Below are 14,811 nucleotides of genomic sequence, written 5' to 3' on the forward strand. Positions count from 1 at the left end.
GTAAAGGTATGATAATAGTGCACGCAGCTATAGGTGCCAATGGAGGACCAGGGACACCATTAAGTCTATATTGGTGGGGATTAAACGTAATATTTCCTCTAGGAATATTATTTTTTATATTTGGTTTAGTCTATAGGATAGGGAGGGAGTTCATATTCAGAAGATCTAATATTCCGGGTGAAGCTGGTCTTTCAAGAGAATTTAAGGAGGCAATAACTGCAATACCTAGACCTTTTGGGCGAGCATCTAGGCACGACCCATTATTGATAGTTGAAACGATCTTCAATCATATCTTCATATTAGGATTAATAATAGTTGTTGGAATACATATAATAGCGTGGAATTATATTTTTAGTGGTATATTCGGAGTTCCTAACATCTTAGGATGGCTAATGCCAGCTTCCGTACCAGAATCATTCACTTCTGGATACCAGCTAGGAATCTTAGGTGCAACATCATATTCACATGGAGGTATTCTAAACCCAGTTGGGGCATGGAATTCAGCTGAAGTTGCAACTAATACAATTTCACCTTGGGGTGTTTTATCAGTAATAGTTAACGGGAGTTTCATGGCATTGCTAGCTTTTGCAGGGTTAATAGGCTACCTAGTTACAAGGATTATAGATGACATAACTAAGCATAGGCCTTTAAGTAGTATAGGTGATTACGTATTCCTAATCTTACTGGCAGCAATAATAGTTACTGGTTTAGGAGCAGCTTATGATTGGGGAGTTCCTTATCTTGGAGTTCCAAACCAAGCTAACTGGTACGGATTACACATAGCCTTAGTAGGAATATTCATAGGCTACACACCATTCAGCAAGGCATTCCACATGTTCTGGTACTATGTAGGTAAGGGTTTTGCAGGTTATTCATATGGGAGAAGAAGAGTTTAAATGTGGGGGATTTAAGGTGAAGGGCAATAGAGTAGAGATAAATAGGAACTTAGCCTCAAGGACATTTGACGAATTAGGTCCAGCCGACGTTTATGGACTAGAAAATTGCATGAGATGTGGAATTTGCTCTTATACCTGCCCATTTTGGTTAGTTACTAAGAGACCAATTGATGTTCCAGCGTGGAGGACGTATGAGATTAACAAAATCTATTCAATGTTTTACACTGGCTATGGGATTGTAGCTAGATATCTGAGGTTAAGAAGGATTAGCAATAAGGAATTCATGAGGTGGACTGATTCCGCATACAATTGTACAGCTTGTGGAGCTTGTACGGAAACTTCGCCAATGGAGATTCCAAACTGGTACACCGCAATATTAATGAGAAGGATATTACATTATTCTGGATTCAATTATGAGACTGCTGAAAAACTAGCAAAAAACACTAAAGAGTTAGGTAACGCTTTAGGAATATCTAATTGGAAAGAAATGGCTTCGAAAGTTGGATTTCAGGTAGATAAAAAAGGTTCTGAATATCTTTACATTCCCTCACCACTGGAAATTCAAGACATGGAAATCCTACAATCTATAGCATCAATATTCTCTAAGATGAAGATTTCAGTTACTGTAAGCTCAGCGGTAAGTGACCCCGGTTATTATGCATATCTTGTAGGAGACTTCGAGACTGCTAGGTCAGTGTTTGTAAAGGTACTAGAGGAGGCTAAAAGGTTAGAGGTTAAGAAAATAATTACAACTGATGGTACTTCCTATTTCTGGTTAAGGTGGCAAGGACCTAAATCCTCAGGAGTAAAGTTGCCCATACCAGTAGAGCACTTAACACAAACAGTTTATGAAAAGTATAAGCAAGGGTCTATTAAGCTAAGTAAGGCTGACGTTAAGGGACCAACTAGTGTACATTACTCTGAATTCCTAAGTAGGTTAGGGGGAGTAGAAGAGCCTGTTAGAGAAATATTAAGGCTTACAGCGCCTCAATTTATTGAGCCAAGGGATTCACCATCCTCACATAAGTTATATACTTGTACACACCACTTAGAGCTAATCAGCGAGAAGAAGGAAATTGTAAAGAGGGCTAGAGAGTATGTTATTAATCAACTAAGTAGATGGGGGAGTAAAAATGTAATAGTATTTGACCCTAACTGCAAATTATCATTAGGTAATGCTATTGCAGATAAGCAAGCTAATTTTGATGTAACTTACTTTACTATCATATTAGAAAGAGGTATAAAGATATGAGCTCTTCTTTTTTAATCAAACTTTTAGGATTAGATAAAGTACTTAAGGAAATAGTTAACGATCTAGGCGATAATGATCTCTATCTTGTTTTACCCAAAGTAAAGAGACGTGAAAACTCTATTGAAATTTTAAGAGAGATATTGAAGAGTTATGGTTTAGAGATTAATATAGAGGAAGTTAATGGTTTAGTGGACGATAGAAGAAAATTAACTGCCTTAGCTTCTAACATAAGTCCCCTTAACTTGAAAGAGCCGGAGAAGATATTATGGGAATTGGCACAGTCAATAAAGCCAAAAAAGGTAGATGAAAGGTGATTGGTGCAGTTGGTTATTGGTATAAGGGCGACTATTATATACCTCTATTAGTAATGGAGGAATTGAATAAAGAGGGATTCCAAATAATTGATTTGAGTGGAGCTATCAAGTCAATTACTTTTTTATCTGATGTTAGACCTAAGAATTTAGTAATTTTAGCCAGTGCTAAAAGAGGGGAAAAAGAGCTAAGACGTTATAGTTTTGAATCATCAGAGAGTCCTCTTGCTGATTGGGCTGAAATTTATGCTAATTTTAAAGCTTATTATAGCGACATTGACACCTTTCTAAGGATGTTGAGTGCATTTAGGATAATAGAGCGTGCTGAGATAGTAGAGTGTGAAGTGGTAAACGAGGATGGGGAGTTAAGCGATTGGGGAAGAATGTGTAAGGAATTAATGAAAAGTGAGGTGTTAAGGCTATTAAAGTAAAGGAACAAATGTACACCATCTCGTTTTTGAGACCTATCCCTTTATACATCATAAATAAAATATTCAATACTAATGATTTGGAATTTAATCTAAAGGAAACTAGAGTTAGTCTTTTAACTGATGAGAGAAATGAGAGTTTTCTCAAGCAAATATCTTTTTTCAATGGAGATGTACAATACTGGGCTGATTCATTCTTATCTAGCTTAGAAAGGGCATTTAAAATAAGGCTAGGTGATGTGGTTTGGGCTTATGAGGCTTATGTAGAGGTTGATAAGAAAGTTAAGTTAAATCTCAATTTACCTAACGTTTTACCATTATTGGGAAATGTGATAAACTATGGGATTATTGTAAGTAACGACCCTGACATGAAGATGAGAGTGAGGAATTTCACAACTATTCAAATAGATAGAACAATTAAAGTTATTAGAAGATCAGAAAATTATTTTAAAATTCAGAATATATTAGATGAACTGGAAAAAGTTATTAAATTGTTTGAGTGAAAAATAAAACATAAAAAATATATATCAGAACTACGTATTATATTTTGGTATGTCTGGATTAACACCTTTTGATGTTATGATGAGAAAGGATATAGAGAAGACCTTCAATGAGTTACTGGTAGAGGCTAGAAATATATATGAAGAGGCTAAGAAAGATGGGATTAAGCCGTTACTTTATGGCTCTGTTGCTTTCTATTATAAAGCAAAGGAAAATAAGGTCGCAGTAGAATTACTAAAATTGTATAGAAAAAGTGAAGATATAGATATTAACTTCTTGGTAAAACCGGAGGATAGGGATAAGTTTAAGGGATTAATTACTAACCTCGAATACACTCCATATTTTCATCTAGAGAAGGTTTTAGGGGATGTAGCGGGAATGTTCTTCAAAGAGAATGTTATAGTTAAGGTCTACTACTTTAACGAAATGAGATTTAACCATGTAATTCCGGTCAATTGGGATTCTGATTTTACCCTTGATGACGAGGATCTAATCCTATCTAAATTACAGAGACATAATCCAGTAAATAAAGACTTAGCAGACATAGCCTCACTACTACTAGTGAAAGATGTTAAAGAAGATAAGATACTTGAATTGACTTCAGCCGATTGGGGGTTATGGAAAGATGTGACTGACAATTTAATGAAATTAAGGCAACTCCTTTCAAATTTAGTAGCCGATGAGATTAAAGAGAGAGAGGAAGTGATGCCAGTCATTTCCAAAGTCGTAAAGCTTCACGGTAAGATAATGAATCATCCTAAGAAGGAGAGTTGGAAACCACTACCTCTTGATGCAAAATATTGGAGTGACTTTTAATGAAAAGAATTGCAATAGTCGGGGTTGGTAATATTTTAATGAGTGATGATGGTTGCGGTTCACATATAGCAGAAGCTTTAATGAATAGTATTGAAGGAGTTGATGTTATAGATTTAGGCAGTACTGGAATAGCTGGAATAGAGAGTTTAAAGGATTACGACGTTTTAATAATAATTGACGCTATGTTAACGGATAAGGAAGTCGATGTAGTAAAAATTAACTTAGAAGTTAACCTTGATGAAGTTGCGTCAACTGTTTTAGATCTAAAGTATTCTGGATCTCACGGTTTGGGAATACAAAGCGTGTTGACAATGCTTAAGTTAATGGGATCATCGTCGGAAGTTTACATCATTGGTTGTAAGCCTTATAGCCTAGAACCTAAAATTGGTCTATCTGAAGAGGTTAAGAAAAATTTGCCTAAAATTGCAGAAGCTCTCTTAAAAGTGATGTCTGATTTTAAAATAAACTACGACGAGGAAGAAATTAAAAGGAGGGTATTGCAGGTTGCTAATAGATGTCAGTAACGAAAATGACATTTTAGAGGAATTTGTAGGCGAGATTCCTTACAACCTCCTTTTAATTCTAAACATTAACTTCTGGATTTTAAAAGAAATGATAACGGGTAGTCTTAAAGAAATTCCTACAGCAAAATATTTATTAGAATTTTTGCCATCTGATATAATACTTTCACAAATATTTAATGGGAAACTGAAGATAGGTAATTTAAGTTTCAGTATAAGTAAGCCAAGTATAATAATAGCACCGTTTTATGTTATGAAGACTTTGAAGGAGTGGGATCTTATCGTGCATTCTCAAAAAATAGGTAGTGAGGGAATAGTGGTAACTAACACAAGGGATATATGTGAGGAAAGTGAGATAGCTGTAAGAGAGTATGATATATCTAGCAAATTATTTGAAAAGAAATACATTTCCACTTGTGGTAAGGATAAATATGAAAAGTTAAGGTTATTTAAGGCTAAGATGAATGAAGTGTTAAAGAGAGAAGTGGCAGTAGTTTATCGTAATGAAGTTAAAGATAACTTTCTAGATCTTGAGATAAGCGTAGATTTCTATATTATCCTCTTTAAGAATCCATCAAAGGAAGAAGTTGAGGCTTATGAAAAATTAAGATCCGTGATAAAATTATAACTTTAAGGCTTTATCATTAAGTTCTTATGTCTTACAAACCAGTTTAGCCATCATCGATTTATTAGTTTTTAAGCTTATATGAGTTAACTAAAATTGTAAATAAATTTATATTTCCAAATTAAACACAATTAAATGATATATAATGTAAAAATACGGTAGCTACTATCATCTATTTTCATAAGATATACTGTAAAATACCTTAGATCCTTAGGAAATAAAAAAACGTACCTTTTTTATTTAGTTATCCTAATTGGCTTAAGTAAGACGTTTAATATCCTACTATAAATTGCTACAACAGTAGCAAATCCGCTAGCATATAGGTGTTCAAAAATTAAGTGTAACATTATTCCCCCAGCGAAAGGAAATCCTATCGAAGCTGCTGGTGCTAATGGATTTACCATCCCCATTATCATTGAATGAGAGAAGTTGATTCCATAGAGCAGGAATGTTAATCCACCTATGAACATCAATATTCGTAAGAATATCCAATACGGTTTACTACCATTAAGTATAAAAGACTTCATTAATTTTGGATATACACCAAAAATGAGTAATAGAATCCCCATACCTAAGAAATACGTTGGTATAAAATATTTCCCCGGTAACACAATTGGGGTATAATAAAATAGTCTAAATCCCATCATCATCATACCCATGCCCATTCCCATCATTCCCGTCATTGTTAAGTAGCTTATAACCTCGTAAAGTCCGCTCCATATTAAGATTACTCCTGCTATCCCATTTATAGCTCTAAATATTAATACACCTATTTTTGATGATTCCAAATTTCTCTACCTATACCTAGTTACTCTTTTTAAACTTTATAAATCTTTTTTAATAATGTATCAAATGATTGCGTAATTATAAAATATTCAGAAAAAATTAAATATACCAATAATAATTAATACCTTTAAGAAAAATCTTGAAAATAATTAGTTAGCTCGCAAATTTATGGCGTATCGCAACAGCCACACTTATTTAAGTACTTAGGATTAGAATACATATAATTTATCAAAGGTTGTAAAGCATCCCAGAATTTCTTACCTTCGTCAGTCAGACTGTACTCAACTTTAGGTGGTTTAGTCTCATAAACCTTTCTCTGAATTAAACCAACATCCTCTAGTTCCTTGAGCGTATCTGCTAACATTTTAGAGCTAATATCATTAATTAATTTTTTTATATCATTAAACCTAGCGTTATTCAAATATCCTATTGAAGCAATAACTAAAATGCTCCATTTTCTCTTAAAAACTTCAGATAACACATCTACTGGGCATCTACAATCGTTTACTATCATAAATTACCATTATCTTCCATAAGATAAAAAGTTTTCGAATAAATGAATGAAAAAATTTTATCTCTTTATCTTAAGAATGTCATCTAACTTTACTCTAATAGGTGTTTTGACATTTAACGTCCATACTTCACTTCCAGCACAATCGGCACAGTAGAACTTCTCCTCTTTAATTACACCTTTACTCTCTAACGTCATTTCCCCACAGCCTTCACATTTTTTCCACTTAGTTGAAACTTCTTGAGTATTGAGGTACTCTACTGTCAACTCCTTAGCATCAAACAATTCCTCATCTCTTGGCTGTAACAGTTCAAATGAAGCTTTATTCATAAGATCTCTGAATCTATTAAGCTCCTCGCGTGTGGCTTTCTCCCTCTTTATCATTATCTTTTCAAATAATTTTAAAAATTCTGGATCGTTAGCCGTTTTTATAATTGTGTGTGGATCTACTTTTAATGAGACTCTTACAGCCTTACTGGTATTCCTATCAATTAATGTTAGAACGTGCTTGCCAGTGTCCCTATAAATTAGACCTCCATTACCTAATGTTGTACCTGCAACCATTTGGACTCCATCGGCGAAGCAAGTATTAGTTTCTACAATTGCAATTAATCTTTTCGTCAAGTGTTGACCAACTCCTTGAACGTTCTCTGTAATTGAATTTAATTTCTTAGTGGCATATAGCGCAGCTCTCACACCCAGTGAAAGACCTATGCAGAAGTGACCATGAAGAACTGCGGACTTTATCAGTAAATCTTGAAGATTATTTTCTCTAATATCTTCCTCTATCTCCTTCCTAGGATTGAACCTTAATTCTTCCATATAAGTTATTATGTTATTCAGTACTATAAAAACTTTTTCTTCTAAATTAACTTGTAATCATTTTATTAAAAACAAAAAATTAAAAAAATTAGATTTGTACCTTTGTTTTTAAGGTGTAAAATATTATGTTTCCTATATTCACTAATCCTCCCGCTACTACACTTGCTATTGATAATAATCCAATTCCTTGAGTTAGATTTACTAGCCATGAAGGAGGCGTCCAACTTGATATCCACGTTCCAATACCGTTAGTTACCAGAGATAATACTATTCCAGCAGAGAACAGATACATTCCTAAAATAGCATTCTTCTCGTTAAAGCCTACGTTTAATTTACTAACTACCAAATATATTAACCCAAAGGCTTGGAAAAGAGAATAATATGCTAATGTGAAGACCATAGTTCCACCAGGCCAATACAACATGCTAATTATACCATAGGAGATGGGAACCATTGACATAGGAACCATTGATGATTGTAAAAAGAGATTCCATACTTCTGCAGCTAACATTATCGGTAAAGTCAATAACATTAAAAATGGACCAAAGAAAAAGATATATTTAAACCATATAGGAAACTTTACATTGCTTTTAAATCCCAAATATACTAAGTATATTGATGAGAATAGTAACCCAATACCTGCTATTAAAAATCCAATGAACCCAACTTCAGCCATTCCAACATTAGTGGGTGGAGTTCCCATCATTCCTCCCATCGAGGAAGAAGATGGTCCTAAATACCACATGAAGGCTGTAGTTCCTACCATACCCAATAATATTCCGACGTTAACTAACGCTAAGGGAACCAACAATGTCCTAAATTTAACGTTAACCTTAAGATAATATAATCCTAGAAGGGTTAGAAATATTGCTAGCTCTGCTGCAATACTAAAACCTAATCCTTGATATGAACCTGGAGAAAAATTGTATGAAAGGGGACCTTTCGGAAATAATCCTAGGACAGGGTTAGTAGCTATATAGATTATAGACCAAATCAATACGCTTGTCCCGAAAGCTAATATACCATTTATACTCTCCTTGTTACTCATTTTTATCACTTCTTTTTGATACTAGGTTTTCTTAATTATACTAACTATTTTCAGAGTTAATAAGTTTTTCTCTGAATATCTCAAATGTTTCCTATCTAAACTTATTATCATTAAGTAATCCATTAGCTAAAGTCCTTACATAAAGATCATCGTAGCCCCTAAGTTCTTCAATCTTACCTCTTGCTATTATCTTCCCCTTCCTCATAACAAAAACTGTATCAACACATGACATGTCAAGAACATTATGAGATATTATTATTGATATTGCAGAATTATTTGAGCATATTAAATCAAGAACTTCTCTCCTATTCATAGAATCTACCATGGATGTAGGTTCATCATAAATAATGACCTTTGGATTTATTAGCATAGATCTTAAAATGTTAATTCTCTGCCTTTCTCCACCGGAAAGTTCATATATTCTTCTATTAAGTAATTCAGTGATTCCAAACCTATTCACATAATAGTTAAACATTTCATCGTTAACGTGAATCTTTAATATTTTAACTCCCTCTAATATGGTATCTATGACCTTAGCTTCTGGATCCAACGAAGTATAGGGATCTTGCAAAACTAACTGTATTAGCCTACCTCTCTCTTTTCTGCTTATCTTAAAGATATCTCTACCATCAATAAGCACGTAACCGCTTACAGGTTTAATAAGCCCTGCCATAACTTTGGCTAACGTACTTTTACCATTTCCCGATTCACCTAATATTCCAATTACTTTAGATCCTTCAATCAGAAAATTTATTTCAGTCATAAAAAGGGGTAATATAAGTTTCCTTAACTCAAGAGTTAGTGCCATTATATAAATTAAGTGAACTTGAATGAATAAAAATTTTAACTAGTTTTTATTCGCTACGTCCGAATTAGTGACGTTTCAAGGATAAAGATTGTAATAGGGAAATTGTTTTCAACTATTAGTATTTAGTTTTCTGGTACATAATGCGGGCATGTTATTTATTAATGACTAAACCAATTTTGATGATCTTAAATTCTATATTTTATGCAATTTATATTATAGAGATAAAAATGAGATTAATTAAAGGCTTATATGGAAAAGATTTATAATGTTTAAGATGATGTAATTAGGCGATGAGAAACGTCTCATGGTTCCTCATAGGTTTTCTAGTTCTTAGCCTACCTTTTTTAGTAATATCGTCGGCAACTTCAGCATCATCACCCACGATGCATGTATTATATGAAAGATACGGAAGCATATATCACGTCACCTCCTCTCCATTGCTACAAACTGTTGAATATACTGTAAGTGCAGTTACCTATAACGCTACAGTTACAAATGAGACCGGAAGTACCGTGATAACCTATAATAAAACTACATATTTATTAACGTTCTCGAATGTGGTAAAGAACTTCACCGGTGAAATTGATGCAACTGTAATGTCTAATATGTCATTAGACGTTAAGACTAATATACCAAATTTGATAAGAGTATTAGTTAACTCTTCTGGAGAATTATCACTTGTCTGGGCTGGAATTAACGCAAGTGAAATAAATACGTTTGCTTATGTTAATGGAACTGGATACTTACTATTACAGTTTGCAAATGGGTCTTCCATAACTACGATTACAATACCTATAAAAGTAAACGAGACCGTAAGTGAAAAAGTGAGTTTAACATTAGAGGAAGTTAATCAAGAACAAGTGAAAACGATAGTTACTGGCAAGAGTGTTGTACAATTTAACGTTCCGAGAAGATACACACCAATATTCTTTAATACAGAATTCAATGGAACTTACTCTAATTCAACCAGCCATGGATACATAGCTACAATGGCTTACTTTAATGGCTCTCTTACCCCAGCCCTAGTATGGAAAGGTGAAGGGATAGCATTAGGAGGGTTTTTAAGAGGGCAAATGGAATTTAACTTTGAGACAATAGAATTCTATGGAGTTAATGGTACGGTTTTAGGTTACGTACATGAGTCGACTGCTAACTCTACTGTAATGTTAACATTAGGAAAGATATCAGTTTCATCTTTCGGTTATTTCAGCGAAGTTAAAATTATTACTATAAATGGCGTTAAGCCGATTAAAGCTGAATTCGTTGCTCACACTTACATTAATGGTTTACCAGTGGTTATAGCTGGAAACTCTAGTGGGAATATAACGTCAACCGCTAACGTAATGTTATCCCATAAGGTTGTAGTAAACTCTACACTAGGAGTTTTAGCATATCTAAACATTAACAGCACCGTAAAAGTGGTTGTTGTTACTCAAACTAATAGTAGTTATAACGTAACTTTAGTAAAGCCGGAAAAAATAGTTATGGCAAACATTACTGTAAACGGAAAGACGTATCTCTCGCAAGAAGTTTATGTTAACGCTACTAGTCAAAATATTGTATTTAACGTTAGTGTAATTAATAACTTAACACTAGTAGGAGTATATAAATTGGTTAATGGACATTTAGCCAGGCTAAATGGTTCAAATTACTTTATGCTTAACGGAAAAATAATAGTCTATGACGATCCAGCTAGTGAATATTACATAGCTTACTCTACCCCGCAACAGACTATTACATCCACGACCTCAAGTAGCGTGATCTCTGTAACAACTTCCACGGCAACAACGTCATCTATGCCTACTACTTCTTCATCATCTATGATCAGTACTTCAACTACAATAACTAAACCAACGTCTAGTTTCATCCTACCTATCGCCATAGCAATAATTATTATAATAGTAATAGTTGTTGGATTAATTTTAGTTAGGAGAAGAAGTTAATCTTTTAAAAAGTCATTTTTTCTTCATTTCATTACCAAAAGTTTATTAGGTATCCTTTAATATACTTAGTTAAGTGGGTTAAATGAATTTTAGACGTAAATATGAGGTGAAAAAGGTAATTCCTAGGTTACTGTTGTTATCTCTCCTAATAATGTCCATGATGATAACACCATTTATTCTGAGATCAGAAACAATTCAAACGTATACTATTCAAACGTATACTATAGCTTGGTCTGATGTTGGTTACCCACAACCATTTACTCTATACCCTTTTGGTCCATTCTATACCGTAACTGCCCTTATTTTCGATACATTAGCGTGGTATGGTCCAAATGGAATAATTCCTTGGTTAGCTGAAAATTTTACACAAATAAATTCCACAACGTGGCTAATTACTTTACGTAAAGGCGTAGATTTCACTAATGGTATGCCAGTTACTGCTGAGGACGTAGTTTTCTCTTATAACTATACTAAATATGTTGACACTCATATAGGATATATATGGTATGCATCATATATAATATACGTAAAACAGATTCAAGCTATAAACAATTATACAGTTCTGTTAACATTAAATAGATCGATTCCAGCTGATCTGGTCGAAAAGAACTTGTTTGCATCTATATTCATAGTACCAGAAAGTATATGGAAGAACGTAACGGATCCGACGCATTTTACCTCACCTCAAGCTTTCATAGGATCTGGTCCATTCGAGCTTGAAAGCTACCAACCCGGTGTAGGGTATACATTTGTAGCTAATCCTAACTATTTCATGGGTAAACCTGTCGTCAACACTCTAAAAATACTAGTGGTGTCTTCGTCACAATTACCTAATATGTTGTTAAAAGGGGAAGTCGACGCAGGGAGTTTCGATAATTATTTTGATATAATCCCATTCTTGAATAACTCGCAATTTGGAATAGTAGCATATTCACCTGGTCTAGAGTATACTTTAGAATTTAATTTGCTTAGATATCCATTCAATATAACAGAGTTTAGGCAAGCACTAGTATATGCAATAAATCTAACTGCAATATATGACGCACTGGGAGGAGAAAAGGCTGGCTATATGGGTGGACCATTCGTAGTAGCACCTAACACACCATATTTTAATCCTAATTTATATCATTATTATAACTACAGTCCTCAAAAGGCTTTAGAAATACTGCAAGACTTAGGCTTTAAATACGTTAATGGTCAATTATTATCTCCCCAAGGACAGCCAGTTTCATTCACTCTCATAATTCCATCAGATGATACGATAGCACAGACAATTGCAAGTTATATAAAGAATTTCATGTCTAATATTGGCATTAGCATCACTATTAAGTCAGTACCTAGTAATTTAAGAACTCAATATATGGCATCGGGAGATTTCGATATGATGATAAATATTTTCGGGGGTGCTTTAGTACCCTATGCTTTAGCCTATTTCGTAAAGGGGAGTGTACAGTATATTCCAGGCTTTAATAACGCTACAATTAAACAGATTTTAAATCAAGCCCAATTCGTAAATCTTAGTGAGAGAATAGTTCTAATGAACGAATTTAATAAATATTTTGCACAATTAGTCCCAGAAATATCAATATACTTCCCATATTTCTTCTGGGTCTATAATAAGCAAGCAGGAATAACTAATTGGTTCTTTAACCCTGATTATGAGTCTGGACCACCATGGATTCTAAATAAAATAGTATTCCTACCCATGATGCCACAAACATCAATGCCTAGTATGACTAGTACTGCGACAAGTAATCTAACAATTACTTACGTGTTAGTAGGCATAGTAATAATGGTAGCAGTGGTAGTCTTCGTCGTAATGAGGTTAAGGAGATGATGAAGGAAAAGTACATAAGGTATATAGCTAGAGCAATAGTTAGTGTAATTTTACTAGTAATTTTAGATTACGTTTTAGCTAGAAAGTCAACATCATTTTATACACTAATATCGCTATTATCACAAAATGGGTATAGTTTAACACAAGGAGAGATTAGAAGCTTAGAGATGCTATATGGCTATAATTCAAATCTTTTCTATTCAGTTTCAAATTATTTAATCAGTTTTTTTACAGGAAATTGGGGCTATTCTATCTTCTATGGAAGACCCGTGATAAGCTTAGTGTTAGGGGCACTTATTAGATCATTAATACTCATAGCGGGCAGTTTAGGAATATCAATTCCCTTAATTCTATTGATAACGTACCTTTCAATTAAGTATCTAGGCAGTTTTCAAGATAATTTTTTGAACACAATTTTGATCATACTTTATTCAATCCCCGAAGTAGTAATTGCTACTTTACTTTTCATATTATTACCTCCTAATATAATCTCTCCCATGCTCACATTAGCGGTGATTGAATTGACGTTCTTATATATGTTCGTTAGAAGGAATTTAACCCAACTACTAGTAGAGCATTACAACATGATTGAGTTCTTCGTCTCTCTGGGTCTTGATGGAAGAATAATAAGTAAGGAAATACTTAGACTTACAGTACCATTATTGTTAGTGGCTATAACTTATTCCATTTCTACATCAATTCCTGCCCTAATTTTTGTCGAAACTGTATTTAATTACCCCGGTATAGGATACATGATGGTTCAAGCTATTAATAATTCAGATTATCCCTTAGCGTCTGGATGTTTTATATTATTTAGTATAATTTCAATTATTTTAAATTTAATAGCTGATGTTACTAATAGTAAGGTAGATTGGAGGGTGAAGTAATGAGGATAAGAAAAATGTTTGTAGGAGTATCAATAATAATATCGTTTGTTATAGTTTACATTATAAGCCTATTTATGAAACTATCTCCCACTGCCCAGCCGTATTTACCTCCCTCGCCTCAATATCTTCTAGGTACTACGTGGAGTGGGGAAAGTATGCTAGTATATGACCTAAGAGCATCTGGCGTATCATTAATGTTTGCAATTCTAGCTCCACTCTTCTCAACATTAATAGGCTTAGGATTATTAATGAGTATTTTTAACTCGTTTATCGATAATGCGGTAAATGAGATAACGATATTCTTTATCTCAATACCTAAGTATCCACTATTTCTAATATTATCCTTTGTACTCCCACCAAATAATTATGTCACACTAGGAGTAATGGTACTCGTACTGTGGACTCTGCCTGTAAGAATATTAAGACCAATATTTAAACAGCATTTAAATAGTAACTACGTCATCTCATACTTTATGCTAGGTGCTAATAATCTTTATATTTTAAGAAAGATAATTAGAAAAAATATTAATATAATATTTTCCCAATTCTGCACTAATGCTATAGTTGCAATTTCGATGCAAGCAGGATTAGCTTTTTTAGGAATTGGAAATGTTAGTGTTCCTAGTTGGGGATATTTAATAAGAGTTGCAATCGATACTCCTAGAGTAATATACACGAATGCATGGATCTGGTGGATTTTACCACCTTTAGCTTTCCTCATTCTTTTAGACATGTCATTTTTATTGATAATCTTAGACCTTGAGAGAAATTATAATATATCTACACTATCAGCTAAGCTATTGAGAGCCTTTTGGTGAT

The 14,811-nt window shown here is 33.7% G+C and carries 17 protein-coding genes; 12 read left to right on the forward strand and 5 right to left on the reverse strand.

Annotated features, from left to right (window positions below; genetic code table 11):
- Positions 1–8: 8 nt before the first annotated feature.
- The 8 genes from BFU36_RS00360 to BFU36_RS00395 are packed head-to-tail and all read left to right on the forward strand — an operon-like array spanning position 9 to position 5,353.
- Positions 9–896: a hypothetical protein gene (locus BFU36_RS00360; RefSeq protein ID WP_069281339.1), complete on the forward strand. Its 888-nt coding sequence runs from the start codon at positions 9–11 to the stop codon at positions 894–896.
- Positions 877–2,148: a (Fe-S)-binding protein gene (locus tag BFU36_RS00365; RefSeq protein ID WP_069281340.1), complete on the forward strand. Its 1,272-nt coding sequence runs from the start codon at positions 877–879 to the stop codon at positions 2,146–2,148. The genes BFU36_RS00360 and BFU36_RS00365 overlap by 20 nt, the downstream gene beginning before the upstream one ends.
- Positions 2,145–2,462 (forward strand): hypothetical protein, encoded by a 318-nt coding sequence (locus tag BFU36_RS00370; protein ID WP_083216322.1) that lies wholly within the window; start codon positions 2,145–2,147, stop codon positions 2,460–2,462. Before BFU36_RS00365 ends, BFU36_RS00370 begins: the two co-directional genes overlap by 4 nt.
- Positions 2,459–2,890 (forward strand): hypothetical protein, encoded by a 432-nt coding sequence (locus BFU36_RS00375; RefSeq protein WP_069281341.1) that lies wholly within the window; start codon positions 2,459–2,461, stop codon positions 2,888–2,890. Before BFU36_RS00370 ends, BFU36_RS00375 begins: the two co-directional genes overlap by 4 nt.
- 26 nt (positions 2,891–2,916) lie before the next feature.
- A complete protein-coding gene (locus BFU36_RS00380; RefSeq protein WP_083216323.1) occupies positions 2,917–3,390 on the forward strand; it encodes a hypothetical protein in 474 nt (157 codons plus the stop codon).
- 49 nt (positions 3,391–3,439) lie between these two features.
- Positions 3,440–4,204, forward strand: coding sequence for a hypothetical protein (locus tag BFU36_RS00385; protein WP_069281342.1), 765 nt, complete (start codon positions 3,440–3,442; stop codon positions 4,202–4,204).
- The gene (locus BFU36_RS00390) at positions 4,204–4,728 is read left to right on the forward strand and encodes a hydrogenase maturation protease (RefSeq protein ID WP_069281343.1); all 525 of its coding nucleotides are present in this window, start codon (positions 4,204–4,206) and stop codon (positions 4,726–4,728) included. The genes BFU36_RS00385 and BFU36_RS00390 overlap by 1 nt, the downstream gene beginning before the upstream one ends.
- A complete protein-coding gene (locus BFU36_RS00395; protein WP_231961195.1) occupies positions 4,709–5,353 on the forward strand; it encodes a hypothetical protein in 645 nt (214 codons plus the stop codon). The genes BFU36_RS00390 and BFU36_RS00395 overlap by 20 nt, the downstream gene beginning before the upstream one ends.
- 233 nt (positions 5,354–5,586) lie before the next feature.
- Here the strand turns inward: BFU36_RS00395 and BFU36_RS00400 are convergent, their stop codons facing one another.
- The 5 genes from BFU36_RS00400 to BFU36_RS00420 all read right to left on the reverse strand — a co-directional run bounded on the left by BFU36_RS00400 (position 5,587) and on the right by BFU36_RS00420 (position 9,325).
- Positions 5,587–6,138 carry a hypothetical protein gene (locus BFU36_RS00400; RefSeq protein ID WP_069281344.1) on the reverse strand — a complete coding sequence of 184 codons (552 nt, stop codon included), beginning with the start codon at positions 6,136–6,138 and terminating at the stop codon, positions 5,587–5,589.
- A 164-nt stretch (positions 6,139–6,302) separates the two neighbouring features.
- On the reverse strand, positions 6,303–6,650 hold the full coding sequence (locus tag BFU36_RS00405; protein WP_069281345.1) for a helix-turn-helix domain-containing protein: 348 nt from the start codon (positions 6,648–6,650) through the stop codon (positions 6,303–6,305).
- Positions 6,651–6,707: 57 nt separating this feature from the next.
- Entirely contained in the window at positions 6,708–7,469 is a 762-nt protein-coding gene (locus BFU36_RS00410) for an FmdE family protein (protein WP_069281346.1), read from the reverse strand.
- Between the two features lie 88 nt (positions 7,470–7,557).
- Positions 7,558–8,517 carry a hypothetical protein gene (locus tag BFU36_RS00415; protein ID WP_069281347.1) on the reverse strand — a complete coding sequence of 320 codons (960 nt, stop codon included), beginning with the start codon at positions 8,515–8,517 and terminating at the stop codon, positions 7,558–7,560.
- A gap of 91 nt (positions 8,518–8,608) precedes the next feature.
- Positions 8,609–9,325, reverse strand: coding sequence for an ABC transporter ATP-binding protein (locus tag BFU36_RS00420; protein ID WP_069281348.1), 717 nt, complete (start codon positions 9,323–9,325; stop codon positions 8,609–8,611).
- 290 nt (positions 9,326–9,615) lie between these two features.
- Here BFU36_RS00420 and BFU36_RS00425 point away from each other — a divergent pair, with 290 nt between their 5' ends.
- The 4 genes from BFU36_RS00425 (at position 9,616) to BFU36_RS00440 (ending at position 14,810) form a co-directional block, all read left to right on the forward strand.
- A complete protein-coding gene (locus tag BFU36_RS00425) occupies positions 9,616–11,268 on the forward strand; it encodes a hypothetical protein (protein WP_069281349.1) in 1,653 nt (550 codons plus the stop codon).
- 82 nt (positions 11,269–11,350) lie between these two features.
- Positions 11,351–13,105 (forward strand): ABC transporter substrate-binding protein, encoded by a 1,755-nt coding sequence (locus tag BFU36_RS00430; RefSeq protein ID WP_069281350.1) that lies wholly within the window; start codon positions 11,351–11,353, stop codon positions 13,103–13,105.
- On the forward strand, positions 13,102–13,992 hold the full coding sequence (locus BFU36_RS00435; RefSeq protein WP_069281351.1) for an ABC transporter permease: 891 nt from the start codon (positions 13,102–13,104) through the stop codon (positions 13,990–13,992). The genes BFU36_RS00430 and BFU36_RS00435 overlap by 4 nt, the downstream gene beginning before the upstream one ends.
- Positions 13,992–14,810, forward strand: a complete 819-nt coding sequence (locus BFU36_RS00440) for an ABC transporter permease subunit (protein ID WP_069284504.1) — start codon at positions 13,992–13,994, stop codon at positions 14,808–14,810. The genes BFU36_RS00435 and BFU36_RS00440 overlap by 1 nt, the downstream gene beginning before the upstream one ends.
- Position 14,811: the final 1 nt, after the last annotated feature.

It is taken from the genome of Sulfolobus sp. A20 (assembly GCF_001719125.1).
Classification (GTDB): domain Archaea; phylum Thermoproteota; class Thermoprotei_A; order Sulfolobales; family Sulfolobaceae; genus Saccharolobus.